The organism is Bacillus sp. 491mf (assembly GCF_900112415.1).
Taxonomy (GTDB): domain Bacteria; phylum Bacillota; class Bacilli; order Bacillales; family Bacillaceae_G; genus Bacillus_A.
The window spans coordinates 60,270-86,875 of the sequence record NZ_FOLV01000016.1 but is presented as its reverse complement, the minus strand read 5'-3'; the positions used below and the strand labels follow the sequence as shown (position 1 = coordinate 86,875).

Genomic DNA, 26,606 nt, shown 5'->3' with positions numbered 1-26,606 from the left:
TGCGAATAAGAAGCGCAGCGAACACAAATAGTACGATTCTCGGATACTTAAAGCAAGGCGAGAAAATAACAGTACTAGGAAAAGCAAATGGCTGGGCGAAGATTTCGTACAAAGGAAAAGAAGGCTACGTTTCGTTACGGTTTGTACAAATTAGTACGGGTTCGAATGCTAGTAATGGAAATAATGGACAAGTAGAAGAAATAGGAATTGTAAATACATCTTTATTAAATGTGCGCCAAGGTCCTTCAACAAGTACTGCAATTGTAGCACGCTTGAAAAGTGGTGAGTCAGTTGTAATACTAGGCAAGGAAAATGGTTGGGCGAAAGTTCGAGTAAACGGTGTGGAAGCTTATGTTTCTTTACAGTTCTTAAAGTTAAAACAATCATCTTCTTATGAAGTGATCACAGAAGCAGGAAAAGTTCAAAAATCGAATGGAATGGAAGCAGAAAAGGAACTGCAAACAAGACCAGAAGATGGCTATATCGTTAGTGATGGTAAAGTTGTGAATATGAAACAAGGCTTTGTACGAGCAAATAAGTTGATTAATATTTATGATATTGCAACTGGTAAAAAGTTAACATATGTACGAGGAGGAGCTGATTTAAAGTTCCTAAAAGTGGCTGGCGACCGTGTACATGTGAAAATTGATGGTACAACAGGATATGTCAATATAGACGATGTTACTTTATATCCTAATATGGTTCATGAATCAACGTCATATTATTCATTGAAAAACGGAAAGCTTTATCACTATGTATATGATAATTCTACGAGCGCGTATGCGGCATATCAAATTGGTAATGCACCGACTCATTTACAAGAAGGTCAGCGTTATGAGGCATTTGATAAAACGCAGATCGGTGGGAAAGATAGTTATCAATATTTTGAGTATGTGCCGATTCGCGTTACATCTACTTATACGGCGAAAGATATTGATGATTTCTTAAGAAAAAATAGTGCAGATAGTCCGTTGATTGGAACTGGAAAATATTTTGTGAATGCAGCACAAAAATATAATTTAAATGCAGGTTACTTACTATCTCATGCCGTTTTGGAATCTGGTTGGGGAAAAAGTCGTATCGCACGAGATAAGAAAAATTTATTTGGTTTTAGAGCGGTGGATTCTGACCCATATAATGGTGCAACGTCATTTCAAACGTGGGAAGAAGGCATTAACTTCTGCGCTTCGTATATCGATCAAAACTATTTAAATCCAAATGGCTGGACATATAACGGCGGGAATTTGGGAGATAAATCACAAGGTATGAACGTCATGTATGCAAGTGATGAAAATTGGGGCCAACAAATTGCTTCTCTTATGAATAAACTTGATGCTATGAACGGTGGAAAAGATTTGAATAAATATCGATTAGGTATGCTGAAAGCTGGATCTGTGTTATTTAAAGAGATAGATGGAGCGCAAGTAAATGCAGCACCTCGTGATATTACGGTTGCAATTAAGACTATGATTCAAACTTCAAGTGAAACATACTATGAGCTAGTTTCTGACAACACAGCGTATAATAGTGTATATGTGAAAGCAAGCTCTGTAAAACTTATATCTTCATATTGATAAATAGCTAGATTCATAATGTTGATGTTAAGTATAGAAGTTAGTTATATGTCGGATATTGTTGAAGGGTCTTTAAATCGTGTCGAAGCGCCGATATATTATATTGCGGTCGTTCACTTCTGACATCGGTGCAGGGAAATCAAATAGATGTTTTCATATAATCGAAAAAATATTCTTTTTTTCAATCTATGAAAAATGCTACAATATTAAAGAAAGAATACAATTTTTTCCTAGGTGGAAAAGGATTTGTAGAAAGGAAGAGACTTCATGCCTATCATTTTAGAAAAAGGACAGAAGATCGACTTAACGAAAGGGAAACCAGGGTTAACGAAGCTACAAGTTGGCCTAGGATGGGATCCGATGGAAAAAGCAGGTGGGTTTTTATCTTCATTGTTTGGAAGTAAGCCAAATATTGATTGTGATGCATCTGTGATCATGCTTGAGAATGATCGATTTTTACATAAACATGATCTCATTTATTTTGGAAATAAATTATCTTCTTGCGGAAGTGTTACTCATTCGGGTGATAATTTAACAGGTGAAGGTGCAGGGGACGATGAGACTATTTTTGTCGAATTACCAAAAGTTCCATCTAGAATAAACCGCCTCATCTTTGTTGTAAATATTTATGATTGCGTGAACCGTCGTCAAGACTTTGGGATGATTCGTAATGCGTATATTCGTATTCAAAATCCGCAAACAGGTGAAGAGTTAGCACGTTATAACTTAACGGATAACTACGGTGGAAAGATGACTTTAATTGCTGGTGAAATTTACCGTCATGATAATGAATGGAAGTTCTCGGCAATTGGAGAAGGAACGCAAGCTAAAAATTTAAGTGAAATCGTCACGAGTTATCAATAAAGTGAAACTTCCATCAGTTTGGGGCTTCGTCTCCCACTGATGGAAAGCTCTCATCAACCGGATTCTTACGGGCAGTACTACACTTTGAGTACTGCCCGGTAGAGCCGGATAATTTTTAAGGAGGCGTTATATATGGCAGTTATTTCATTGCAAAAAGGACAAAAAGTAGATTTAACGAAAACAAATCCAGGTCTTTCAAAAGTAATTGTTGGTCTTGGTTGGGATACAAATAAATATGATGGACAGGCTGATTTTGATTTAGACGTAAGTATTTTCTTAGTTGGAGCAAATGGTAAGGTTGGCGGAGGCGAAGACTTCGTTTTCTACAATAATCCGACCGGGGCAAATGGTTCTGTACAGCATTTAGGTGATAATCGTACAGGAGAAGGCGACGGGGACGATGAAACAATCAAAGTTGATATGAAAAATGTTCCTGCGCATATTGAACGCATTTGCTTTACGATTACAATTTATGATGGAGAAGGTCGCCGTCAAAACTTTGGACAAGTATCTAACTCCTTTGTGCGCATTATAGATGAAGAGAAGAAAACAGAGCTAATTCGCTATGACTTAGGCGAGGACTTCTCAATTGAAACAGCAGTTGTAGTCGGTGAATTATATCGCCATAACAATGATTGGAAGTTTAATGCGATTGGAAGCGGATTCCAAGGTGGGTTAGCATCTTTATGTAAAAACTTTGGTTTAGATGTAGAGTAAAGTGACTCTTCCATAAGTGGGGAGGATTCATCCCCACTTATGGAAAGCCAGCCCAATCGGGGTAAATAATCTATGTAAATAGAGGTGAAGCGCGATGGTTATTCAGTTACAAAAAGGACAAAAAATTGATTTAGGTAAGACAAGCCCAGGCCTTACGAGAGCAGTTATTGGTCTTGGCTGGGATATTAAACAATATGACGGCGGATCTGATTATGATTTAGACGCATCTGCTTTCTTATTAAATCAAGAAGGTAAATGTACGAAAGAAACAGACTTTATCTTTTATAACAATTTACAATCTCCTTGTGGTTCTGTGGCACATACAGGTGATAACCGAACTGGAGAAGGTGATGGTGATGATGAACAATTAGTTGTTGATCTAAGCAAAGTCCCAGCTGATGTACACCGTATTGCGATTACAGTTACTATTTATGATGCAGAGGGCCGCCGTCAAAACTTTGGACAAGTTGCCAATGCATTTGCTCGTTTAACGAATGAAGAAACAAATGAAGAAGTACTTCGCTATGATTTAGGGGAAGATTTCTCCATTGAAACAGCGGTTGTCTTTTGTGAATTATATCGTCATAATGGACAGTGGAAGTTTAATGCTGTCGGAAGTGGCTTCCAAGGTGGACTAGGTGCGCTTGTAAGAGCGTACGGCTTGGATGCATAAGAAGGAAGCGACTTTCGTTTCCTTCTTTTCCGCTTTCTAGAAATTTAAAAATAGAATAGGAGTCAATAGCTGTATGGAGATCTTACACGGAATTCTTGATACGTATGCCCAATTTTTTAATTTAGATATGTGGGTAAAGGTATTAACAGATCCAGTATCTTGGGGATTAATTGGAACGCTTGTTATTTTGGAAGGATTGCTATCTGCTGATAACGCGCTTGTATTAGCTGTTATGGTAAAGCATCTTCCAGAAGAAAAGCGTAAAAAAGCTTTATTTTACGGGCTTATTGGTGCGTATGCATTTCGTTTTATTGCCATCGGAATTGGTATGTACTTAATTAAATTAGCATGGGTAAAAGTACTTGGTGCCCTTTACCTTGCATGGCTTTCCGCAAAACACTTCATTGATAAATCTAAAGGAAATGAAGATGACGAAGAAGCTCATGGTATGAAGCAAGATAGCATTCTCTTTAGAATGTTTGGCATGTTCTGGGGAACGGTTGTAATGGTTGAGTTAATGGACATTGCGTTCTCTGTGGATAGCGTTCTTGCGGCATTTGGTGTTTCAAATGAAGTATGGATTTTACTTCTTGGCGGAATGCTTGGTATTTTAATGATGCGTGGTATTGCCGGCGTATTTTTACGATTACTAGAACGTATTCCAGAACTAGAAACGACAGCATATATATTAATTGGAATTATTGCTGCGAAAATGTTGCTTTCTGTATTTCATATTGAAATGCCGCACTGGTTATTCTTCATCATTTTAGTTATTGCATTTGGTGCGACATTTATTTTACATTATATGAAAACATCTCGCCAAACTCGTGAAGAGGTGGCAGCTTCTAAGAAAGAAGATTAATAGGTTAATAGATTAAATGGGTTTGCTCATCATATGGGCGCCCATTTTTTATAAACGTTTCGTTTGGAGGTGAACGAGTGTGTTTTCACGTTTTACATTTCACCCACAGTTACTAGGCGGGGAAGAAGTATTAAAACAGTTTGAAACCGGTTTAGCAAAGCGGCCGCATTATGAAGTAACAGAGAATGATCTACATTTTAGCTATATAGGCTGTCGCATTCTTGGCGTGCCTAATGATACGGATGAATACTTTAACCAGTTATTTGCGTATAGTCAAAATGAGAAGATCACTGTACTTCACGAACAAAATTTAAATAAAGTCATTCCTTCAGAGAAGCTTCGTGATATTCAAGAAGTTTTTTCACTGCATCAACAGGCAGCAAACGGTTTAACTGTCAATCGTCTCGTTGCCCATTTATCGGGAAAACGTTTATTGCCCGAAGTTGATCATCCCGATATACAACACTACATACATGCAACTTTTATTTCAATTTTAAAGCTGTACGAAAAACAGCATAATCAATCGTTAAAAACAGAAGGTTTTCGCCGGTTTTTAATTGATATGATTAAGTTAAGTGAAAATTACGTTTCGAAATGGTTTTCACAAAAGGATTATAAAGCACAAATGCCGCAAATTATATGGTATGGTGATGCGTCGGAAAGTCGAATTTACTTTTTACACTTCCTTATTATGCTCGGATGTGATGTATTGTATTATCATCCAGAAGGAAAAGATGGTTTTGAAACAATCGATGAAGAAAATCGAACATTTGTGATTTCGCATTCGAGTCGAATTGCATTAGAACCATTTCCGGATAAAAAGAGAGAGCGCGTTGCAACTGTTGCGTATCAAGCCTCAAAAGAGATTGAGCAAGTGCTTCATCATGATAATTCACTCTTGTATAAACCATGGCAATTTAGAGCGTATACACCAGTTGCCCGGACGTTAAAGACGACGTATGATGAACTGTTTATCATTACGAAAGAAAAAGCATTTATAAGACCAACATTCTTTGTAGAAAAAGGGCATATTTATATTCCATCATTATTTGCAAAAGTGTCTGGTGTTTCTAAAAATGAGAAAGAGTATTTTCAAAGATTAAAAACGTTAACATCATATGAAAATAGTCTGCTAATCAATCAATTTCCTTTTACGAAGGAACAGAAAGCGAATTTTCAATTCCATTATCGTGATGCGTTAAACCGTTCAGGAAAACTTGATGCACAGAATATCATTCAAAGTCATTGGTGGCCGCATAAGCGCTTACCAGAAGGGCTGCAATATGGCATTGCAGAGGCTATCATTCATACATGTGAAAGTGGGCTCTGCAAAAGAGTGGGATCTGAAACAGAGCAAGACACTGCTTTATATGTGTTTGCTCAGCTTTCACAAATCCCACCGAACATACTTGAGCAGCTTGAGAAATTTGATTATTCGCAAGAAGTGCCGAAAGTAGTTATATTTAACAATGAGAAAAGTGGAGAGCTGACACGTTCTGATGCGGTAGTAATGCTCTTTTTAAATCAAATTGGTGTCGATGTGTTACATTTTAATCCGACAGGACGTAATGACATCGAGCAGTATATTGAAGCGGGCGCATTTGATTCCCACTGGCTAGAAGAAGTGAGCTTTGATGTAGCCTTTCACGGCGCTTCGTCTCATAAAAATTTATCAAACACTTTAAAGGGGTTATTTCGGCCATTTTTATAAAGAAAGGAAGATACATATATGAATCCGATCGTATTAGATCCAACAACAGAATTGAATGAACAAACGTCGAAAGATATTCGCCTGCAGTTAAGACAAGACTCTGAGGTGCAGCGCATATATAATGGTGTAGACATTAAAGATCAATTGGAACTAATTGAGCTAGGTAAAGAGCCATCTTTAGAGATTTCAAGGTTTGCAGATCAAATTTTACATACGATGACATTATCGAAAGTAGAAGACTCTGGTGAGCTATTAAAACAGCTTGGGAAAATTATGGACAAGTTTGACAGTAAAGATTTCGTTGAAGAAAAAAGCGGTTTTTTCTCTCGTTTATTTAAAAAAGGAAATCAAATGATTGAACAAATCTTTAATAAGTATCAAACGATGGGCCGCGAAATGGATAAAGTGTACGTGGAAATCACGAAATATCAAGATGAAATGAAGCGTTCAATCGGTACGTTAGATGGTTTGTATGATCAAAACTTAAAATACTATTTAGATTTAGAGAAATACGTTGTTGCGGGTGAAATGCTACTTGAGCGTCTGCAAACAGAATTAGTTCCAATGTATGAAGAGCGCGTTCAAAACAATGATCAACTTGCAGGAATCGAGCTAGAATCATTAAAGAACTCTGTAGAGATTTTAGAACAACGCATTGACGATTTAGAAAAAGCGCGTATGGTTGCCCTATTAACAGCACCGCAAATTCGTATGATTCAACGTGGTAACAACAAGTTAATCGGGAAAATTAATTCAGCGTTTATTACGACAATTCCTATTTTTAAAAATGGTATTATTCAGGCTGTGAATGCAAAACGTCAAAAGCTTGTTGCCGATTCAATGGCAGAACTTGACCGCCGCACAAACGAGTTGTTGAAGAGAAATGCTCAAAATATCGCAACGCAAAGTGTCGAAGTAGCAAAACTAACTGGTTCTTCAAGTATTAAGATGGAAACGCTTGAAGAGACTTGGAACATTATTTCGAAAGGTGTTCAAGAAACAAAACAAATTGAAGAACAAAACAAACGTGAGCGTGAAGAAAGCCGTAAGCGTATGGCAGAATTAACGGATCGAATTAAGAAGGAAATGCAAGGATAATGATAGAAAAGGCAGTGAGGAATTTCCTTACTGCCTTTTCAATACCTTTATTATTTCATTTACTAGTAACGGAATGATACTAAGTAATAAAACAAATCCCCAATCGTTTACTGTTAAAGCATGTACACCAAATATGCTGGCAAGAGGCGGAATCGAAATAATACATACTTGTATACATACACCGATCAGAAGAGAGAAAACTAAGTATTTATTTGTCAATATCCCAATCGAGAAGATTGATTTTGTACGTGATCGTAAATTAAAAGAATGAACGAGCTGTGAAAAACTGAGTGTGACAAAGGCCATTGTTTGGGCATGTAATAAAGCATCTGCTTCAATTTGAGATGGAAAGAGAGGAAAAAGGTTCGTATCCCCTGTATATAATTTTGCGCCAACAATAAAGGCGATTAACGTGATGAGCCCAATGACAATCCCGTTTAGTATTAAAAATGGTACACTGCCGCTAAATAAGCTGTCTGTCGCACGGCGCGGCTTTTCTTTCATAACGTCCGGATCTTCTGGATCTACGCCAAGTGATAATGCTGGAAGTGTATCTGTAATTAAATTCACCCACAAAATATGAATGGGACGAAGTGGTGTAGCCCAGCCGAGTAAAATAGCTAAGAAGAGTGTAATGATTTCTCCGAAGTTACAAGAAAGTAAGAAAAGAATAGACTTTCTAATGTTATGATAAATGCTTCTCCCTTCTTCGACGGCTTTAACAATAGACGAGAAATTATCGTCTGTTAACACCATATCAGCAGCACCTTTTGCGACATCCGTTCCGGTAATCCCCATTGCAACACCAACATCTGCTTGTTTTAAAGATGGTGCATCATTGACCCCATCTCCAGTCATGGAAACAATATTTCCATTTGCACGTAGTGCTTTTACAATTTTCACTTTATGTTCAGGAGAAACACGAGCAAAGACGTTTAAATGATTCACTTCGTTTGCGAGTTGTTCATCTGAAAGATTGTCTAATTGTGTTCCCATTATTACTTCGGATTCTTCTGCAGCAATTCCAAGTTCTTTTGCAATGGCAAAGGCGGTATCTTTATGATCTCCTGTAATCATAACGGTGCGAATGCCAGCTTTCTTACATTCTTTAATAGCTGCTTTCACTTCTTGGCGAGGCGGGTCAATCATCCCTACAAGACCAATGAATATAAGATTTTCTTCTGCTTCTTGCATGTTAATATGCTCGGCACTGTATTGTTTGAAAGCGAATGAAAGTACGCGTAACGCTTTTTGTGACATCGCTTGTGCCGCTGCTATTATTTCGTTTTGATCACTTTCAGTTAATGGCTGCACAGTGCCATTTTTAAGAATATGTTTGCACCTAGGTAAGAGTTTATCGATTGCCCCTTTTGTCATACTAAAGTAGTTGTCTTCGTATTCATGCAGCGTTGACATCATTTTACGATCAGAGTCAAAAGGAAACTCATTTAGGCGTTTATGTTTCTTTTCTAGCATATCTTTTTGAAGATCAAAGGTAGATCCCGCAACAAGAAGAGCAATTTCTGTCGGATCTCCAGTTTGTGATTCAGCATTGTAAGAGGCGTCGTTACATAAAACCATATTTTCTAATAGTAGACGCTGAACATCATTATTTACGTTTACATTTTCTAATGCATCGTATGTACCATCACTATAAAAGTGAGTAACTGTCATTTTATTTTGCGTTAATGTCCCAGTCTTATCTGAACAAATAATCGTAACAGAGCCAAGTGCTTCAACAGCTGGTAGTTTCCGGATGATGACATTTTGTTTAATCATACGCTGTACACCGATTGCGAGAACGATAGAAACGATAGCTGGTAAGCCTTCTGGAATCGCGGCAACCGCTAAACTTATCGCGGTCATAAACATTTCTAACGTATCACGACCTTGGAAAAAACCGATTAAGAACATGATGATACATATTCCTACAGAGACAAAGCCTAAATATTTTCCAACTTGCGCTAGGCTTTTTTGAAGAGGTGTTGTATCATCATCAGCTTGATGCAAGAGAGTGGCGATTTTCCCTATTTGTGAATGCATTCCTGTTTGGGTAGCTACGCCAACACCGCGACCATATGTAACAAGTGTAGACATAAAGGCCATATTCTTTTGATCACCTAATGGTACTTTCTTCTGATGTTGCCCTGAAGGAGTATACGTTGCATCTTTATCTACAGGAACGGATTCGCCCGTTAAAGCAGATTCTTCAATTTTTAAATTGGCTGTTTCGATGAGCCGTAAGTCACAAGGAATATAGCGACCTGCATCAAGCAGAACAATGTCTCCAGGAACGACATTTTCGGATGGAATTTCTTTTAATTCACTACCTCGTTTTACAATTGCTTTTGGAGTCGCCATCTTTTTTAAAGCTTCTAGAGCTTGCTCTGCTTTTGATTCTTGAATGATACCAATTACAGCATTTAAAACGACTACAACAGCAATAATACTAGCATCAGCCCATTCGCCGACAAAGGCAGAAATAAGAGCTGCAATTAAAAGAACATAGACGAGAATATCATTGATCTGGGCAAAAATACGTTGACCCAAAGTTCTTTTTTTCTTCATTTCGAGCTCGTTTTTCCCGTATTTGTTTAATCGAGCTACCGCTATTTCTTCGGTTAAACCTTGCTGTTCATTTGTTTCTAGTTCATGCAATGTCTGAGTTGTTGTCTTACTGTACCAATTGCTCATATGAAAGCACCTCCAGTAAAAAACAGTTATCAATTGTAGTGTGGAAAATTTCGATTTGATGTGAAGTCTCTGATGAGTGGGTTATTATTATTTTACAATATTTTGAAGGTGTGCGAATAAATGTGGAGATTTGTCATAAATTTGTTGGAAATAAAAAGAAACGGATTTCAAAAGATTGACATGTATCAAACTTTTGGAATCCGCTGTCATAGCCACTTTTTCTTATTTCTTGATTAGTGTGCCTAATTCTTCTGTAATAGCTTCCATTTCGCTGATGCTAAATGTGTCGCGTTTCATAACATGCTCATAAATTTCACGTAAGTCTTCGTACATGTTTTCATTGAAGTTTTCAGCTCTCATTGCACCAGCGTTTACCATACGTAACTTTTCTTTAATTGCTTCTACCATATATTCAACGTTCTCTTGTGTTTTTACGGATAAATCCACGGAAGTGTCCCCCTTTAAAATAACATAGACTTATCTTAACATTTTTTTATCATTTTCGTTAACGGAAGTTTGCAATCGTATTAAATTAGTATCTATTTCCTTTATAAGTAATTGTTGATTGTTTATACTAAATATACAAGTTAAAAAACGACATAAACCCCTTTCTATTTTGGGGGAGACTAGAGCATCTGACCGCGCATAGAAGCGGTTAGGACCTTTTCCTACCACATGCAAAGTTTAAAGCAAAAGGAGAAGGCAAGTAGTTTACATAGTAACGACTTCTATGTCGAAAGATTAAACTGGGTATATAAATATAAACAGATGCAAGATGAAGGGAAGAAACAATATGGTTCAGGTTTTATTTGTTTGTCTTGGAAACATTTGTCGTTCTCCGATGGCAGAGGCGATTTTTCGTGAGCAGGTCAAAAAAGAAAAATTAGAAACGGTCATTACTGTTGATTCGGCTGGAACCGGAGATTGGCATATCGGCCATCCACCTCATCATGGTACGCAAAAAATTTTAACGGAAAATGAAGTGTCCTTTGAAGGAATTAAAGCCCGTCAAGTAGAAAAAGAAGACTTAACAAAGTTTGATTATATTATTGCAATGGACAATAAAAATTTAGATGATTTAAAGGTTTTAGGCAAAGCTGGCGGCTATATTGGCAGACTATCCGATTTTGTTCCAAACGGTGGTTGGACAGATGTTCCGGATCCATACTTTACAGGGAACTTTCAAGAAGTATATGACCTTGTAACAGAAGGATGTGCAAAATTGTTAGCGTTCATTCGAAATGAGCAAGGAATATAAGAATGTTAGTTCAGAAAGTAAAATGTAAAGCTTCCATTGATGGGTGTCCCCGTTAATGATGAGTTGAGCGCATCAAACTCTTATGGGGAGGTTGATTTCAAAGTTTTTCCTTTGAGATTTTCTTGTTCATTAGAGTGAGATAAATTTCTAACAAAATAGATGAAAGGGTGAAGGAATATGGCAAAGAAGGGAAACCTTGTACGAAATATTGCAATTGGTGTGGCAGCAGGTGTGGCGGTTTCTATGTTAAAGAAGGAAAATCGTGAAAAGGTGAAGTATACAGCAGGAAAAGCAAAAACAAAAATGATTGAAATTGGTGAAAATGCAAAGCTGAAAGAAAAAGTACAAACAGTTACAGATAAAGGGCGCGAATTCGCAGATCTTAATGTTGTAAAAGCAAAAGTAGCGGAAATTAAAAAGTTAACGCCAGCTGTTGTTGAAACTTTAAAAGAAACGAAAGATATTTTTAGTAAGAAGAAGAACACTGTAAAAGAACAACCGGAAACAATTGAGATTCAAGCGGTTGTCCCAACAGAAGAATTAAAGGTAGAAGAAGAATTAATTGCAGCGGAAGAAGAACCTATTGCAGAAGAGAAGCAATCAGAAGCGTATATCGAACTAAAACAAAATAATGAAGAAAAGAAAAGCGTTTAAAAAAGATGAAAGCATTTTTACAAAAAGCAAGAACTCATCATGTTTTCACATTTGGAAAAGACCTGTATGATCGAACAATGCGAGATGACGTGGCGGGCTTAGCAGCACAGCTCGCTTATTTCTTCTTGCTTTCTCTTTTTCCAGCGCTCGTCTTTTTAATTACACTTCTTGGATATATTCCAATTCAGACAGAAGATGTATTAGCCTTTTTAAAGGATTATGCTCCTGAAGATGCAATGAGTTTAATTGAAGGAAATGTACATGCAATAGTAAATAAGCAAAATGGTGGATTATTATCGTTTGGTTTACTTGCCATGTTATGGTTTGCATCTAACGGTGTTAATGCGGTGATGAAGGCATTTAATCGCGCCTATGATATTAATGAAACCCGTTCTTTTATTACAACAAGGGCATTATCCATTGTATTAACATTAGCAGTGATTTTTATGATTGTCTTCGCTTTAATTTTACCTGTATTTGGCCAATTAATTGGAGCAGCAATTTTTAAAATTTTAGGTTTATCTGAAGAATTTACGTTTGTGTGGAGTATTGTTCGATTACTACTAAGTTTTCTTGTATTGTTCGGTTTATTTTGCTTTTTGTATAAATTTGCGCCAAATCGTCATGTGAAGAGAAGAGAAGTGGTGACAGGAGCAATATTTGCTACAATTGGATGGATTGTGGTATCGTATTCATTTGCTTACTATGTTGATAACTTTGGGAATTATGCTACTACATACGGTAGTCTCGGTGGTATTATTATTTTAATATTATGGTTTTATTTAACTGGCTGGGTAATTTTACTTGGCGGAGAAATTAATGCACTTTTGAATTGTTATCGAACGAGTGACAATAATTCCCGTAATCAAAAATAATCTTCTGTCCCATACTAAAAGGGAATAGGGGGGATTATTCATGGGTCAAAATAAGACTGGTAATAGCAAAAATGACAAAAATCAGCGTAAACAACGCAGCAGCTCGCAGCCAAAACATAAAACGAGCAGCAGTGCAAACGGACATAATAGTTATCATTAAAAAAGAGCTGTCCCAAAAGTTTTACTTTTGGGACAGCTCTTCGCTTTTCGATATGAGTCAGTTTCAGCGAATCGACTACTTGTGTGTCGGATATCGTCGAGGGATCTTTATCCCGCATTAACGGGCAGTAAAAGCCCGATTGGTGAGAGCTTTCCATCAGTGAGAAAGGCGTCACTGATGGAAGTTTCACTTTAAATCGTGTCGAAGCGCCTATATATTGCAAAGAACGATCGATAACGGAAAAAAGCTGACTTCAAAAGGCACTTATGTGCCTTTTGAATCAGCTTCTTAATTATTTGCTTTTAATAACCGTAATCCATTTAAAATAACGAGAATCGTACTTCCTTCATGACCGATGACACCTAATGGAAGGGCTAAAAATTGCAGGAAGTTTGAACAAATGAGCAGCATGATGACAGTTAATGAAAAGATCACATTTTGCTTTACAATGCGATTCATTCGTTTAGATAAGCGAATGGCTTGTGCTAAGCGGGAAAGTTCACTTTTCATTAAGACAACGTCAGCTGTTTCTAACGCAACATCAGTTCCTTCTCCCATTGCAACGCCAATACTTGCTGTGGCTAAGGCAGGAGCATCATTAATTCCGTCACCAACCATTGCTACTGTACCGTACTTCTCTTTCAATTGTTTTATCGTTTCTACTTTTGTTTCTGGTAAGCATGATGCGTAATATTCTTTAATATTACTTTCAGCAGCGATGGCTTTTGCTGTTTGTTCATTATCACCTGTAATCATAATTGCTTCAATGCCAAGGCTTTGGAGTTCGCGAATTGCTGCAATTGTTTCTTGGCGCAATGTATCTTTTAAGGCGATCAGACCGAGAATGCCGTTTTCATCACTTACATATACAACTGTTTTTCCTTCTTGTTCTAAATGTATGGAAATGCTGCTATGAAACGTTTTTGTTTCTTCTCCGATAAAATCAGCTTTCCCAATTTTATATGCTTTATTTTGTAGTGTCCCCTTTAAGCCAAATCCTGTTACATCTTCTACGTTTTCTGGTTTTGTTAACGTAATATCATATGCTTGCTTTGCATAGTTCACAATAGATTCCGCTAGAGGATGTGTAGAATGACTTTCAATGGATGCTGTAATGTATAGTAGCTCTTTTTCAGTTATACCATCACGCGTATATACATCTGTTACTGTTGGCTTTCCTTGTGTTAATGTCCCTGTTTTATCAAAGGCAATTGCTTTTAATGAAGCTAATCTTTCTAAATGAACACCGCCTTTAAATAAAATGCCATGGCGTGCACCGTTTGAAATCGCCGATAATGTAGCTGGCGTAATCGCTGCAACAAGCGCACAAGGAGAAGCAACAACGAGTAGAATCATTGCACGGTAAAATGTTTCGTTCCAGCTCCAGCCAAGCGCATAATGAGGAACGAACATCATAAGTGATACAACGAGAAGGACTCCTTTTACATACGTCCCTTCGAATTTTTCAATGAAAAGCTGTGACGGTGATTTTTCACTTTGGGCATTTTGTACGAGACGAATAATTTTTTGGAACAATGTTTGATCGCTATGTTTTGTAATTTCTACTTCAATGGCACCGCGTAAGTTAACAGTTCCTGCGAATACTTCGTCACCAGGTTTTTTCTCATTTGGAATCGGCTCACCTGAAATAGCAGCCTCATCGATATTCGTTTCACCTGTGCGAATCATGCCATCTGCAGGAACGCGTTCACCTGGTTTAATTAAAATGATGTCACCGATTTCTAGTCGTTCAACTGCAATGCGCTCTTCCATTCCGCGTGAGATGCGCAGTGCTTCTTCTGGTTGTAAGTCGAGCAGTGCTGAAATTTCCTTTTGACTTTTGTTCATTGTGTAAGCTTCCATCGCGCCGCTTAAAGCGAAGATGAAAATTAAGATAGCACCCTCTGTCCAGTAGCCAATAATGGCTGAACCGATTGCTGCAAACAGCATGAGCATTTCGACGTTCAGCTCTTTTTCTGCGATTGTGTCTTCAATACCTTCTTTTGCTTTTGCATAACCTCCAATGATATAAGCGAATACGTAAAATGTCGTTGCGGTTGTTGTCATGTCATTCTTTGTTAATAACCAACCGATTAAAATTAACACGCCGGATGTAAGCGCGAAAATGAGTTCATAATGCTTTTGAAATGTTGCAAGCCAAGATGAAGAATTTGGCGTTCCTTGTTGCTTTGATAATGTTTTTGCTTCAGAATTCATAGCTTTTTTGCTCCTTTCGATTGAGAAAAAGAATCATCATCGGTAGTCTTATAAAATGGCGAAAGCTGCCATCTATCTAGATAGCAGCATTCTTCTAAGTTGAAACGTTCTTTTGCATTGCGAACATTTTTACTGGTGAGTTCATCTCGTTTCACTCCTCTCTATTTGAGAAAAAGAATCATCATCGAAACCCTTATAAAACGACGAAAGCTGCCATCCATACGGATAGCAGCATTTCTTAGAAAACACACTCTGTGTAGTTATTTACTTTATTATTACTATTCTAGATTGTAACATATGTTTCCTTTTAGGAAAAGATTTTACTAATTCCGCTATTCGTGGTGGAAGTACAGAAGCAAGATAGAAGTGAAAATACTTGTCTTTTTGACTCCGCTTTGTTATATATGAATATTGGTCATAAAAAGTACGGAAAGGAAGACATCTAGTGAAGACAGAAAGATTTTTTACACATCCAATCGGTGTATTTGTTGCAGCGTTAAGTGCAACTTTTCTATGGGGCAGTGCGTTTCCATTTATTAAATTAAGTTATATACAGTTAGATATTCAGCCTCATGAAGTAGGCGAACAAATTTTGTTTGCGGGTTATCGCTTTTTCTTAGCTGGAATGATGCTTTTATTCTTCTTTAAATTGTTAGGGAGAAATTTATCTTTTCAAAAAGGAACAATGAAGCAACTTGTTCAAATTGGTCTGTTTCAAACGTTTTTACAATATGTTTGTTTTTATATCGGTTTGAGCTATAGTACTGGGATTGAAGGAGCAGTTATTTCGGGAACATCGTCATTTTTTCAAATTGTATTCGCCCATTTTCTATATAAAGATGATTCTTTAAATATGAGAAAAATCATTGGCGTATCAATCGGTTTTTGCGGTGTTATTCTTGTAAACATACCAAAAGGAGATATGAATTTTCACTTTGGTATTGGTGAATTGTTATTGTTAGCTGCGGCAATGCTGTACTCATACGGTAACATTTTGGCGAAAGAAGGAAGTAAAACGATGGATGTAGGGTATATGACCGCATATCAGATGATTATCGGTTCTCTAGGCTTATTGCTCATCGGGGTTGTACAAGTTGGATTTATGCCATTTATATTCGATATGCAAACGCTGCTTATGTTACTATACTTATCATTCTTATCAGCAGCGGGATTTTGCATTTGGAATACTGTGATGAAATATAACAAAGTTGGAAAAGTATCGATGTATATGTTTTTCATTCCGGTATTTGGTGTAATTTTATCGAGCTTGATTTTAGGAGAAGCAATTCATTCTTTCGTATTGTTTGGTTTAGCATGTGTAGCGACCGGAATTATTATTGTGAATCGTACACGTAACGAAAGAAACAAAACGAATACAAAAGTAGCGTAGTGTGAAGAGGTTCATGGAGAGCCTCTTTTTCATATGGAAAGGACGATAAAGTTTGGAGCAATTTTTTGATGGAAATTATCGATAATAGAAAGGAAAATGATGATTTTATATCGAATAATACAGATATTAATTCATCAAGGAGAAAAATATGAATGAAATGTACGTACTGTTAATTGGACAAATAGTTTTATTTTTGTTCGGGACTATTTATGCAATGAGACAATCAGAACACACAAAGAAAAATGAACCATTACCCTTATTCATTCGGTTACTCCTCACATTTTCATTAACGGGAGCGGCGATATGGATGTGGGTACAGGACCCGGTAACGCCTTATCGTCAATGGGTTGCAATTGGGATGATTTTATCAACAATTGGTGATTTATTTATGGCCGGTTTAATTCCATTTGGGCAGCGGCTCATTGGTGGAATGGTGACATTTGCAATTGCACATTGCTTGTATGTTACTGCCTTTTTAGAAACGGGTATTTCGTGGAATGGCTTATATATTGGTTTAGCGGGATACGGTTTGTTTTTAATTATTGGTTGGTTCTTTTTTATTCGAAATCATAAGCAAGATCGATTATTTACAATCGGAGTACTTGTATACGGACTTTGGGTTGGCGGAATGGCGTGCTTTGCGTTTGCGCTCGCTTATTTGAATCAAGGAATGTGGTGGGTTCCAGCGTTAGGTGGTTTCTTATTTGTCATTTCTGACTTTATTATTGGAATTACTGATATCGGTGGACGGAATGTAAAATATGATCCTCTTTTAGTTTGGGGAACATATGTGGGAGCACAAATGTGTATCGTTTATGTGGGGATATAGAATATGAAAGAAGAACTGCTTGAGGGCAGTTCTTTTTTTGTTGTTAAACAATATAAATTTGTGTAGAAAATGTTAGATTTTATTTTGGGAATTGTCTAGGTAATTTCCTGATAATATAGAATTTATTTACAATCATATTTTATAATAATAGATAATAGAGGGATAAGGGAGAGGCGTATGAAGAAGAAAAGTCGTTTGCGGGAATGTATCGAAGTATTTGTGATTGCATGTGTACTTGCTTTTGTCATGAAAGTATTTGTCTTTTTTCCAACAACTGTGGAAGGAGCTTCTATGCAGCCTACTCTTTATAATGGGGATAAGGTCATTGTAAATAAGGTAGTAAAGCAAATTGATAATTATGATCATGGCGATGTCATTGTAGTAAAAACGGATAATTATTATGTGAAGCGCATTATCGGTTTACCTGGAGATACGATCGAAATGAAAAATGATCAATTGTATATCAACAGTCAATTGCAAAAGGAACCTTATTTAGAAAAAAATAAGAAGCATGCAAAGCATATTATGGTGAATTTTACAGAAGATTTTGGTCCGATGAAAATCCCGAAAAATAAAATTTTTGTCATGGGAGATAATCGATTAGTTAGTCGTGATAGTCGTAATGGATTAGGATTCATTGATAAAGATGATGTATTAGGAAGTTTAGTTGCAATCTATTACCCTTTTAACCGGGTTCAGATTATCGAATAGAAGGGGGCAAGGTATGGAGGAGATTGTCGGCCATATTTTAGCTAGAATCGTCCGAGGAGCGGTTGCACTAGCGGAAGTAGCGGCAGATGCCACTAAAGTGATCGTTCGAGGAACAGTCGGAGTTGTAAGAGTTGCATTAGAAGCTGTAGCAGAAGAAACTGTCGAGTTAGTGCTAGAAAGTTTAGAAGGACGAGAACAGCGAAGACAAAGAAGATTTGTGCGTAACGTGGAAAAGTTAAAGGGGCATGATTGGTTTAAGGGTATATATGAAAATGTAAAATGCCGAGACGTCATTCATACAGATAAGCGTTATTTACATTTGTTGAGTAAGCGGCGGTATGTACAGAAACTGCTTCGTCATGAAAAGGAACGTAAGCAATTTATTGAACGAATCCGTGTTGAAGCCAAGGTTGATGATGTGATTTGGGATATAAGAAGTTAGTAACAAAGCAGCCGATATAGGCTGCTTTGTTGGTTTGATCTTAAAAAGTCTGCTCCATGTTTGTTTCTAACAGTGACTCTGCATCAATATTTTGTTCATCTATACTTAAGACGACTTCATATTGACGCAATCTGAGTTCAAATAGTTTGACAGGATCACGATAAACTTCAGGATTTGATTTCATTTTATGCAATGTATTTTGATGTTCTTGTATTTCTAAATGCGTGTGTTCTACAGCTTGTTTCAATGAACTAAATGAATCTCTAAAGAACATAGTAATATCCCGTTCTAGTGCAGTTTCAAATAGCTCAAACTGTAAGAAAAATTTATTTATAATAGAAGTAGTTACATCGGTAAAATCTTCATTTTCTAAATACTGTTTGTATTTGTTATACAGCATTGTCTTATTTTTAGGAAGAGCACCGAATAATTTCCCTGCGCTTTTTAGTAAAAATTGTGCGGGCGTAAAACGGCGGAAGATATTTATTTCTTCCATCTGGATTCGGCTCGTCATTCGATCCGTATCTCGTTGCCAATCATCAAGCACTCTAAAGTCGCATTGTAACTGGATTCGATTTTCACCGCATAAAGAGTTAAGCCCTTCACTTATTTCTTCTAAGTATGTTTGACTTTGCAGGAACTCATTTTTAGAAGTTTCAATCCAACTTTGCATGGATGAAGCGAAGCTAGGTAATACGGTTTGTTCTAAATAGTTTCGAATTCTCTCATTCATTGCTGCATTTAATTCCGTATCAATGTGTCTAAAATCGCTGTCTTCACTAATTAGATCAGAAGAGCTTTGCAGTAGCTTTGGAATATGCTCTGTAAGGTCATTCGTAATTTTATGTTTCATTGTACGATAGGAATCTGTAATGAAATGAATTTTTTCCTTTTCAAAAGCACTCAGATTATTAATGAAGCCATTTAGTCTCATTAAAATATCTTCATTCCAACTAATTGAATCTACTAAGTTATTTTCCATCTCAACTCGTTTATCTAACAGGTATTGAATTGCTTTTCGAATGAAAAGTAACATTTTTTTCGTACGTTCTTGCTCAAGGTTTTTATACTCAAAGTTAAAATGAATAAAATCAGTTAACTCGTTTAGCTGTTGACTGTTTGTATATAACGATGAATAAGGTAAAACTCTCGCATGTGGAAAATATGCTTTTATTCTTGTTTGTGTATCGTGCATTACTCGTTTTACTTCTGTTTCGCTGTAAATGTTATCAATTTTATTTAACAAGAAATGAATTTGTAAATTTGGTGCATGCTCTTGAATATTTAATAAAACGTCGCGTTCTTTGTCAGTAAACGGTGAATCTGCATTCAACACAAATAACAAACTGTCTACTGAGTCTAAATAGCCGAATGTTTCATTTTTCAACTCGCTGTTTCTAGTAAAGCTAGGTGTAACAGCGAATGCTAGTTTGTTTTTGCTTAAAAACTTGCAAGGTAATTTAAATTCAATACATGTTTTTTCTCTAAATGTTTGGCGGTGCATAGACATCATATTATGGAAATCAGAGAAATTCTGAGTCGTTACAATTGTCGCATCTGTTAAGGCATTAATTTCTGTGTGAGCGTCATCTTTAAAGATAACTGTACTTGAACTTGCGCTTTCTAATATATTTTCTCCTAGTATAGAGTTAATAAAGGAAGATTTTCCGTTTCCAGAAGTTCCTGTTACTAAAAGACGATTTGTTCTTAAATCTGCAAGCTCATAGACTAACCATCTAAAACGATGTCCCATTTCTAAATCATTGTTTTGTGCCCACTGTGTAATAGAATCAAAAAGGTGTAAACTATAGTCTAAGCCATCAGTGTAATTGGTAGAATGTAATAATAATTTTTCTGCATGTTTCACGTCTGGTGTATCTATTTTAGCAGGGAAAATCTCGTCCCATGCCAATATTGCTGCAGATGGAAACACAGCATGAGAAGGATTGACCATTTTAAACCAATTCATCAAAATATTCGGAACAATATCATGCAATTGTTTCAGCATATACTGGCTTTGAATTAATTCAAAATATGTTTCTTCATAAAGAGAAGAAATGTCGTTCCAATCATCAGCTGAATGTACTTCGATATGCGAGAAAAAGTCATTTATTGTTTTCAGCCACAACAAATAAGTTTGTTCATCTTTATAACTGTGCCAAAGTGATGAAACAATTTGTGTAAATTGGACGAGGTCTACATGATGTAACGTAGCGAGTACTTTGTAAAAATAATCTGGTGAAATGGTTTTCGTAAATCCTTTATCTATATATTCTTTTAGAATCTCAAACCATTGGAAGGACTCTGTTCGAATGATTTCATTTACAGCAAGTTCTACCGCACTGTCCCAATCTTGCTGTTCTTCATAAAAGGAACGAGCAATGGTTGTAACGTTTGGATAATCGGGATTCACAGAAACAGCCTCTTTAATAACCTTGAAAGCTAAATCAAGTTTGTTTTGTTCTATGTAAAGAGAGAGTAATTGTAATGAAATTTCGGTCATAAGTATTTTATTATCGGTAGTAATGGACGTATAAACAGTTTCGGCAGCCGATAATTGATTCAGTTCGAAGTAAGCATCTGCAATATTCTTTTGTGCCCATGGTTCTAATTCATTGTTGACTTTCTCCCATTTAAAAATAGCCGATTCAAAATCTTGATGATGATAATAAAACTCACCTTGTGCAAAACGAATATAAGATCCATTCGAAAATTCATTTTTTTGCTCAGCTAAATATGCTTCTCCAAGTACTTGAAGAGGCGGATGTGTTTCATTTTCCATTAAAAATGTTTCAAAATATATCTTTTTTATTAATTGTTTTTCTAGTGTCATGATTTCCCCCCACTATATCTTGAAAAATGCATCTTTCGTTATATGTCAACACCTTCGTGAAGTGATGCTTTTTATTCTAGCAAAGATTTTCTTTTGAAAAATTTCATTTTCCTTTCATTTTTAGAGTAGGATTGAACTTTCATGGATAAAGTTTCAGTTTTTTTTCAATTTCCTTTCATTTCTGAAACAACATTGATTCTTCTTAATAACATAATATGGATATAATATTCTACCTGAAGTTGTAACATTGGATGTAGAGTTCGTCATAAAAACAATGTATAGTGAATATGTATACCATGTTTGCTTTATTGATGAAGAGGGTACAATGTGGAATAACGATAACGTATAGGATGTGTCGTGCGAATGGAACAACATATTGGGGAATTAATCGCACACTACGGTTATTATGGAATTATTATTGCGCTTGCTGGAGGAATTGTTGGATTACCAATACCAGATGAATTTCTACTTACATTTGTCGGATATAATATTTCAAGGGGATATATGTCAGGAACAGAAGCGTTTATGAGCGGCATGGCCGGGGCTATACTTGGGATTACATTAAGTTATCTGCTTGGTTTAAAACTAGGACTTCCTGTATTGAAAAAATATGGTTCTAAAGTAGGGATTAAAGAAGCCCAAATTGAGAAGACTCATATTTTATTTGAGAAGTATGGCCCTTTTTTATTAGCGATTGGCTATTTTATACCTGGTGTTAGACATTTAACTGCTTATTTTGCAGGAATGTCCGACTTAAAATGGGGAAAATTTTGTTTATATGCGTATGGTGGTGCGCTCGTTTGGGTGAGCGTTTTTATTGGGCTTGGGTGGAAATTAGGAGAAAAGTGGCGAGAAGTAGAGTACAATTTACATCGATATGGATTTTGGATTTTTATCATTTCAATCGCCATCGCTTTGATTGTTTATACATATGTAAGAATACAAAACGCTAAGAAAAACCGCTAATGTAGATAGCGGTTTTTTTATATTACTCTGCAATTTCCTCATATAAGAAGTACGTCACATTGTAAATATGTTCTACTTCGTCGTCCGTCATATACATCAGTTCTTCACGTTCGATTCCTTTCTTCTTTTCAATAAATTCAATCATGTTTTTCCGTTCTTCTCTTTTGATCATCATTATTTCTCCTCCCAATCTGTTTTAATACAGTTTATTTAAGTTAGTACTATTATATAACAGAATCTTTAGAAAGTTCCAGCTTTTTCAATATTTTTTGGAAAAGAACTTTTCGACAAAACGAGACCTCATCTTTTGTGAGGTCTCGTCTTAATTTGTTATAGGCGTAAAAATTCTGGTTGTGCTGTACCAGTATGATCAATGTAATAAATGGTGTCAGGATTGATTTTTATTAACACGTAATTTGGATCTTCAGGACCAAGTAACCAGCGTTTTAAACTATTTGTCCAAAATTTATTTTTTAGCGTGCTGTCTTCTTCAATAGAAGCAATACCTTCTATTTCAAGATATTCTTCGTCCCATTTTTTTCCCTCGCGACCAAGTAAAACATGAACATTCGCATTTTGTTTGATATCTGCTATTTTTTTGGATTGCTGATCTGTTGCAGCGTACAATACGAAATCTTCGTGAAAAAATATCATAAAACAGCTATACGGTTTGTTGTCACGCATTGTTGCTAGGACACCAATGCGTTTGCTTTGAATAATATTTTCTATTTTTTCTTTTAGATGCATTTGTTTCTGCTCCTTTCGAGTATCTCATACTTAACATTCATATTTTTTTACTCGCTCTTACTTTTTTCTACAATGCTCTTTTTTAAACGTAATTATGATAAAAATTGGGTAAATTAGAAGAATAATAATGGTAATATAAAGAGTGATTGAGAAAGAAATGGAAGGATGAAAAGGATGTTTAATAAGATTTTTTTATTTGTTGCAGTCATTGGTGTACCGCTTTCTGTTCTTGGTAACGTAATGCATTGGCCACAAACAATTATGTTTGCTGTCTATTGCGTTACAATTATCGCACTGGCCGGTTTTATGGGGAGAGCAACGGAAAGTTTGGCGGTTGTATCAGGACCTCGTATAGGAGGCTTGTTAAACGCAACATTTGGTAATGCAGTTGAGCTTATTATTTCAATTTTTGCATTGCAAGCTGGGTTAACAGAAGTCGTACTCGCTTCGTTAACAGGTTCTGTTCTTGGGAACCTATTACTAGTGGGTGGACTCTCATTCTTTGTAGGGGGTCTAAAGTATAAACGTCAAAGCTTCAATGTATATGACGCGCGCCATAATTCAGCTTTATTAATTTTTGCGGTTGTCGTTGCTTTTGTCATTCCTGAAATATTTTCAAAAAGCATGAACGTAGGAAAAACATTCCAACTTAGCGTCGGCATTTCTATTATTATGATTGTTTTATATTTAGCGGCATTGTTTTTCAAACTTGTCACGCATCGCGGTGTATACCAGCATAAAGACGAAGTAGTAGAGCATGATGAAGAACCGGAATGGTCAAAAGGAAAAGCATTGCTTGTTTTGGCAATTGCAACAATAGCGGTTGCTTATGTATCAGAGGCACTTGTACATACGATTGAAACTGTCGCTAAAACATTTGGCTGGAGTGAATTATTTATCGGGATTATTATTGTGGCGATTGTTGGAAACGCAGCAGAGCATGCATCGGCTATAGTTATGGCCTATAAAAATAAAGTGAATATCGCTGTTGAAATTGCAGTTGGTTCAACATTACAAATTGCCATGTTTGTTGCGCCTGTACTTGTCATTATTTCGATGTTCTCCGCGGTAAATATGCCTCTTGTATTTACGATTCCAGAATTAGTCGCAATGATTACAGCTGTATTTTTGACAATTGCTATAGCAAATGATGGCGATACGAACTGGTTTGAAGGTTTAACATTACTTGCCGCATATCTCATTATGGGAATCGGTTTTTATTTATTATAAAAAGTTTGGATAACAATAGAGAGCAGGGAAAAGAATATAACCGTATAGTCCCATTAGGAAGGAGCTTTACGGATGAAACGAGTGTGCAATATTTATATCACCATTATGTTCTCGTTTATCTTTTTATTTCCTTGTAGTAGCTTTGCGAAGACAGAATTGAATGTAAAGGTTCCACCATCTGTTTTAAACATTTCAAAAGAAAATACGTATCCAAATCCAACGCAGGACTTGCCGCGCTTACAACCGAGCGAATTAGCAAAAGCGTTGCTTGAGACATCGCCAATAAAGATTGAAAATCCGGATTTAATTCGGATGTTTAATGAAACATCCATTTCTAATGCACCACTTGCAGTTGGATACCGTGCGAAAATTTATTTAGGACAATGGCCTTTAAATTATGAATCGACTGAAACAACAATGAACTGGGAATACAGGCAAGTCAATCGGAATGTTCATGATAATCGCGGTGGACAGGGATATTATCCACTTCGCTATAGACAAGAGGCACAAAAACTAGTAGAAGGTGGGCTTACTTCTTACATTAAGGATGCAGAAGATGTGAAGAAGATGATGCTGCTAAAAGCGATGGAAAAAGTACGTTTACCTCTTTCGTTTAAAACAATCATTGGTTATGGAACCCAGCATGAACGAGTATATAATATTAGTCCGAAACAACTTGGATATTTATATGCGTATACGCCAGCCGTTAACGAAAAAGGAAAAGTAACATTTGGTGAGGTATATCTTGTTTTAAAAGGGAATCAGCGAAAATTGATGATTAAAAATATTACATCACAAGGAATTGGAGCATCCATACCAATTCAAGATCATATCTCTTTTAAGTTTATTCCGTCTTCTGATCCAAAGTAAATGTTCATACAAAAAACGTCAGCATGATAGTACGCTGACGTTTTTTCTTATAATGTGATGTTTGCTTGTTTTGTTAAGAAATTTTCTGTGGGATAATAACTATTTTTTACAAGAATGTTTGGCCCAAGACATTTTACAGCTGGACAATGACAGCTTAATTCTTTTGCTGTTTTTGAGGCACTCCACTTGTCATAGGCTTCTTGTAATGTATTCGTTTGGACATTTCCGAGCATTGGAATGTCACCGAAATCTGTAACAATAATACTGCCGTCAAAAATATTTACATTTAAACGAGAACGACCGTCTGGGTCATTACGTACTGTGACATTTTTACTTGCATGCAGTTTCTTGAATATTTCTAAATCACGTTCATCATCGCTGCATGCATAGAATGGCAATGTTCCAAATAGCATCCACACATTTTCATCTCGAATATCAAGAAGGCGTGAAATGGCACTGCGGATTTCATCTTTCGTTAAAATTTCAAGATTGCTCGCAAAATCACTTGGATACATTGGATGTACTTCATGACGTTTACAGCCCATCTCTTCAACAATTTGACGGTGAATATGTTCAATATGCGGAAGTGTACGCTTATTGAGCATTGTTTCAGCAGAAACAAGAACGCCTGCCTCTGATAATGCTTTACTATTTGAAATCATTCGTTCAAATAATTTAGCACGTTGTTCATATGACGGCTTGCGTTCCATCATCGCAAATCCGCCCTGGACGAAATCATCAATCGTTCCCCAGTTATGAGAAATGTGTAAAACATCGAGATAAGGAATAATTTGTTCATAACGAGCTAAATCTATAGTTAGGTTAGAGTTGATCTGGGTGCGAACGCCTCGTTCGTGAGCATATTTTAAGAGCGGTGTTACATAGTTATCAACAGACTTCTTAGAAAGCATCGGCTCACCGCCTGTAATGCTTAAAGAACGTAGATGTGGAACTTCATCTAATCGTTGTAATAGTAAATCAAGCGGAAGTGGATTTGGATCTTTTGGCTGCAGTGTATAACCAACAGCACAATGTTCACAGCGCATATTGCATAATGTTGTCGTTGTAAACTCAACGTTTGTTAATAATAATTTGCCATACTCTTCAAAATCCATATAAGCTTCCCATGGATCATAAGAAGGAGTAATCGGCTTCATTTTTTGTGATGTATTCATTTATGAAATACTCCTTTGACTATTGAAATAACAATTTGTCCATCCTCTATGATAGA

25 protein-coding genes are annotated in these 26,606 nt (G+C 36.4%); 17 read left to right on the top strand and 8 right to left on the bottom strand.

The window, feature by feature from the left end:
- From BM211_RS15725 to BM211_RS15695, 7 genes are all read left to right on the top strand, one after another.
- Window positions 1-1,574: SH3 domain-containing protein (locus BM211_RS15725; RefSeq protein WP_177206947.1), on the top strand; the 1,574-nt coding region annotated here is incomplete at its 5' end.
- A gap of 267 nt (window positions 1,575-1,841) precedes the next feature.
- On the top strand, window positions 1,842-2,438 hold the full coding sequence (locus BM211_RS15720; RefSeq protein WP_035434482.1) for a TerD family protein: 597 nt from the start codon (window positions 1,842-1,844) through the stop codon (window positions 2,436-2,438).
- 132 nt (window positions 2,439-2,570) lie between these two features.
- Window positions 2,571-3,155 (top strand): TerD family protein, encoded by a 585-nt coding sequence (locus BM211_RS15715; protein ID WP_035434480.1) that lies wholly within the window; start codon window positions 2,571-2,573, stop codon window positions 3,153-3,155.
- 94 nt (window positions 3,156-3,249) lie between these two features.
- Entirely contained in the window at window positions 3,250-3,828 is a 579-nt protein-coding gene (locus BM211_RS15710) for a TerD family protein (protein ID WP_035434477.1), read from the top strand.
- Window positions 3,829-3,901: 73 nt separating this feature from the next.
- Window positions 3,902-4,690: a TerC family protein gene (locus BM211_RS15705; protein WP_035434476.1), complete on the top strand. Its 789-nt coding sequence runs from the start codon at window positions 3,902-3,904 to the stop codon at window positions 4,688-4,690.
- A gap of 79 nt (window positions 4,691-4,769) precedes the next feature.
- Window positions 4,770-6,401, top strand: a complete 1,632-nt coding sequence (locus BM211_RS15700) for a YceG family protein (RefSeq protein WP_090998488.1) — start codon at window positions 4,770-4,772, stop codon at window positions 6,399-6,401.
- An 18-nt stretch (window positions 6,402-6,419) separates the two neighbouring features.
- Window positions 6,420-7,499 (top strand): toxic anion resistance protein, encoded by a 1,080-nt coding sequence (locus BM211_RS15695; protein WP_035434473.1) that lies wholly within the window; start codon window positions 6,420-6,422, stop codon window positions 7,497-7,499.
- Window positions 7,500-7,526: 27 nt separating this feature from the next.
- On the opposite strand, the gene BM211_RS15690 is transcribed toward BM211_RS15695, so the two are convergent.
- Window positions 7,527-10,193: a cation-translocating P-type ATPase gene (locus BM211_RS15690; protein ID WP_090998486.1), complete on the bottom strand. Its 2,667-nt coding sequence runs from the start codon at window positions 10,191-10,193 to the stop codon at window positions 7,527-7,529.
- Window positions 10,194-10,415: 222 nt separating this feature from the next.
- On the bottom strand, window positions 10,416-10,640 hold the full coding sequence (locus tag BM211_RS15685; protein ID WP_035434471.1) for a DUF1128 domain-containing protein: 225 nt from the start codon (window positions 10,638-10,640) through the stop codon (window positions 10,416-10,418).
- A 346-nt stretch (window positions 10,641-10,986) separates the two neighbouring features.
- On the opposite strand from BM211_RS15685, the gene BM211_RS15680 reads away from it, so the two are divergent.
- From BM211_RS15680 to BM211_RS15670, 3 genes are all read left to right on the top strand, one after another.
- The gene (locus BM211_RS15680) at window positions 10,987-11,451 is read left to right on the top strand and encodes a low molecular weight protein-tyrosine-phosphatase (RefSeq protein WP_035434470.1); all 465 of its coding nucleotides are present in this window, start codon (window positions 10,987-10,989) and stop codon (window positions 11,449-11,451) included.
- Between the two features lie 177 nt (window positions 11,452-11,628).
- Entirely contained in the window at window positions 11,629-12,105 is a 477-nt protein-coding gene (locus BM211_RS15675) for a DUF4075 domain-containing protein (protein ID WP_035434469.1), read from the top strand.
- 5 nt (window positions 12,106-12,110) lie between these two features.
- Window positions 12,111-12,980 (top strand): YihY/virulence factor BrkB family protein, encoded by an 870-nt coding sequence (locus BM211_RS15670; RefSeq protein ID WP_035434468.1) that lies wholly within the window; start codon window positions 12,111-12,113, stop codon window positions 12,978-12,980.
- 448 nt (window positions 12,981-13,428) lie between these two features.
- Here BM211_RS15670 and BM211_RS15665 read toward each other — a convergent pair whose 3' ends face one another.
- Together BM211_RS15665 and BM211_RS26785 are read right to left on the bottom strand one after the other, a co-directional pair.
- Window positions 13,429-15,357: a heavy metal translocating P-type ATPase gene (locus tag BM211_RS15665; protein WP_035434466.1), complete on the bottom strand. Its 1,929-nt coding sequence runs from the start codon at window positions 15,355-15,357 to the stop codon at window positions 13,429-13,431.
- Window positions 15,354-15,512, bottom strand: a complete 159-nt coding sequence (locus BM211_RS26785; RefSeq protein WP_218160813.1) for a hypothetical protein — start codon at window positions 15,510-15,512, stop codon at window positions 15,354-15,356. The genes BM211_RS15665 and BM211_RS26785 overlap by 4 nt, the downstream gene beginning before the upstream one ends.
- Before the next feature lie 290 nt (window positions 15,513-15,802).
- Between BM211_RS26785 and BM211_RS15660 the strand changes: the two genes are divergently transcribed.
- The 4 genes from BM211_RS15660 (at window position 15,803) to BM211_RS15645 (ending at window position 18,729) form a co-directional block, all read left to right on the top strand.
- Window positions 15,803-16,747 carry a DMT family transporter gene (locus BM211_RS15660; protein ID WP_035434465.1) on the top strand — a complete coding sequence of 315 codons (945 nt, stop codon included), beginning with the start codon at window positions 15,803-15,805 and terminating at the stop codon, window positions 16,745-16,747.
- 148 nt (window positions 16,748-16,895) lie between these two features.
- On the top strand, window positions 16,896-17,576 hold the full coding sequence (locus BM211_RS15655; RefSeq protein WP_090998474.1) for a lysoplasmalogenase: 681 nt from the start codon (window positions 16,896-16,898) through the stop codon (window positions 17,574-17,576).
- Between the two features lie 177 nt (window positions 17,577-17,753).
- Window positions 17,754-18,287: a signal peptidase I gene (gene lepB, locus BM211_RS15650; RefSeq protein ID WP_035434462.1), complete on the top strand. Its 534-nt coding sequence runs from the start codon at window positions 17,754-17,756 to the stop codon at window positions 18,285-18,287.
- 13 nt (window positions 18,288-18,300) lie between these two features.
- Complete coding sequence (locus tag BM211_RS15645; protein ID WP_035434461.1) at window positions 18,301-18,729, top strand: hypothetical protein; 429 nt, start codon at window positions 18,301-18,303, stop codon at window positions 18,727-18,729.
- A gap of 40 nt (window positions 18,730-18,769) precedes the next feature.
- On the opposite strand, the gene BM211_RS15640 is transcribed toward BM211_RS15645, so the two are convergent.
- Window positions 18,770-21,562 (bottom strand): dynamin family protein, encoded by a 2,793-nt coding sequence (locus BM211_RS15640; protein ID WP_090998472.1) that lies wholly within the window; start codon window positions 21,560-21,562, stop codon window positions 18,770-18,772.
- Window positions 21,563-21,925: 363 nt separating this feature from the next.
- Here BM211_RS15640 and BM211_RS15635 point away from each other — a divergent pair, with 363 nt between their 5' ends.
- The gene (locus BM211_RS15635; RefSeq protein WP_035434459.1) at window positions 21,926-22,528 is read left to right on the top strand and encodes a DedA family protein; all 603 of its coding nucleotides are present in this window, start codon (window positions 21,926-21,928) and stop codon (window positions 22,526-22,528) included.
- 22 nt (window positions 22,529-22,550) lie between these two features.
- On the opposite strand, the gene BM211_RS15630 is transcribed toward BM211_RS15635, so the two are convergent.
- Both BM211_RS15630 and BM211_RS15625 read right to left on the bottom strand, forming a co-directional pair.
- Window positions 22,551-22,697, bottom strand: coding sequence for a BH0509 family protein (locus BM211_RS15630; RefSeq protein ID WP_028411195.1), 147 nt, complete (start codon window positions 22,695-22,697; stop codon window positions 22,551-22,553).
- 161 nt (window positions 22,698-22,858) lie between these two features.
- Window positions 22,859-23,275: a pyridoxamine 5'-phosphate oxidase family protein gene (locus tag BM211_RS15625; RefSeq protein WP_090998470.1), complete on the bottom strand. Its 417-nt coding sequence runs from the start codon at window positions 23,273-23,275 to the stop codon at window positions 22,859-22,861.
- Between the two features lie 174 nt (window positions 23,276-23,449).
- On the opposite strand from BM211_RS15625, the gene cax reads away from it, so the two are divergent.
- Both cax and BM211_RS15615 read left to right on the top strand, forming a co-directional pair.
- Window positions 23,450-24,505 (top strand): calcium/proton exchanger, encoded by a 1,056-nt coding sequence (cax, locus tag BM211_RS15620; RefSeq protein WP_035433447.1) that lies wholly within the window; start codon window positions 23,450-23,452, stop codon window positions 24,503-24,505.
- A gap of 72 nt (window positions 24,506-24,577) precedes the next feature.
- On the top strand, window positions 24,578-25,375 hold the full coding sequence (locus BM211_RS15615) for a YfkD famly protein (RefSeq protein WP_035433448.1): 798 nt from the start codon (window positions 24,578-24,580) through the stop codon (window positions 25,373-25,375).
- A 47-nt stretch (window positions 25,376-25,422) separates the two neighbouring features.
- Here BM211_RS15615 and yfkAB read toward each other — a convergent pair whose 3' ends face one another.
- Window positions 25,423-26,550, bottom strand: coding sequence for a radical SAM/CxCxxxxC motif protein YfkAB (yfkAB, locus tag BM211_RS15610; protein ID WP_035433449.1), 1,128 nt, complete (start codon window positions 26,548-26,550; stop codon window positions 25,423-25,425).
- Window positions 26,551-26,606: the final 56 nt, after the last annotated feature.

Excerpts from the sequence above, each read along its gene's own strand:
- BM211_RS15720 (WP_035434482.1), top strand. The coding sequence starts at position 1,842 with ATGCCTATCATTTTAGAAAAAGGACAGAAGATCGACTTAACGAAAGGG.
- BM211_RS15635 (WP_035434459.1), top strand. The coding sequence starts at position 21,926 with ATGGAACAACATATTGGGGAATTAATCGCACACTACGGTTATTATGGA.
- BM211_RS15670 (WP_035434468.1), top strand. The coding sequence starts at position 12,111 with ATGAAAGCATTTTTACAAAAAGCAAGAACTCATCATGTTTTCACATTT.
- BM211_RS15695 (WP_035434473.1), top strand. The coding sequence starts at position 6,420 with ATGAATCCGATCGTATTAGATCCAACAACAGAATTGAATGAACAAACG.
- BM211_RS15715 (WP_035434480.1), top strand. The coding sequence starts at position 2,571 with ATGGCAGTTATTTCATTGCAAAAAGGACAAAAAGTAGATTTAACGAAA.
- BM211_RS15615 (WP_035433448.1), top strand. The coding sequence starts at position 24,578 with ATGAAACGAGTGTGCAATATTTATATCACCATTATGTTCTCGTTTATC.
- cax (WP_035433447.1), top strand. The coding sequence starts at position 23,450 with ATGTTTAATAAGATTTTTTTATTTGTTGCAGTCATTGGTGTACCGCTT.
- BM211_RS15690 (WP_090998486.1), bottom strand. The coding sequence starts at position 10,193 with ATGAGCAATTGGTACAGTAAGACAACAACTCAGACATTGCATGAACTA.
- BM211_RS15665 (WP_035434466.1), bottom strand. The coding sequence starts at position 15,357 with ATGAATTCTGAAGCAAAAACATTATCAAAGCAACAAGGAACGCCAAAT.
- BM211_RS15645 (WP_035434461.1), top strand. The coding sequence starts at position 18,301 with ATGGAGGAGATTGTCGGCCATATTTTAGCTAGAATCGTCCGAGGAGCG.
- BM211_RS15675 (WP_035434469.1), top strand. The coding sequence starts at position 11,629 with ATGGCAAAGAAGGGAAACCTTGTACGAAATATTGCAATTGGTGTGGCA.
- BM211_RS15705 (WP_035434476.1), top strand. The coding sequence starts at position 3,902 with ATGGAGATCTTACACGGAATTCTTGATACGTATGCCCAATTTTTTAAT.
- yfkAB (WP_035433449.1), bottom strand. The coding sequence starts at position 26,550 with ATGAATACATCACAAAAAATGAAGCCGATTACTCCTTCTTATGATCCA.
- BM211_RS15625 (WP_090998470.1), bottom strand. The coding sequence starts at position 23,275 with ATGCATCTAAAAGAAAAAATAGAAAATATTATTCAAAGCAAACGCATT.
- lepB (WP_035434462.1), top strand. The coding sequence starts at position 17,754 with ATGAAGAAGAAAAGTCGTTTGCGGGAATGTATCGAAGTATTTGTGATT.
- BM211_RS15680 (WP_035434470.1), top strand. The coding sequence starts at position 10,987 with ATGGTTCAGGTTTTATTTGTTTGTCTTGGAAACATTTGTCGTTCTCCG.
- BM211_RS15710 (WP_035434477.1), top strand. The coding sequence starts at position 3,250 with ATGGTTATTCAGTTACAAAAAGGACAAAAAATTGATTTAGGTAAGACA.
- BM211_RS15640 (WP_090998472.1), bottom strand. The coding sequence starts at position 21,562 with ATGACACTAGAAAAACAATTAATAAAAAAGATATATTTTGAAACATTT.
- BM211_RS15655 (WP_090998474.1), top strand. The coding sequence starts at position 16,896 with ATGAATGAAATGTACGTACTGTTAATTGGACAAATAGTTTTATTTTTG.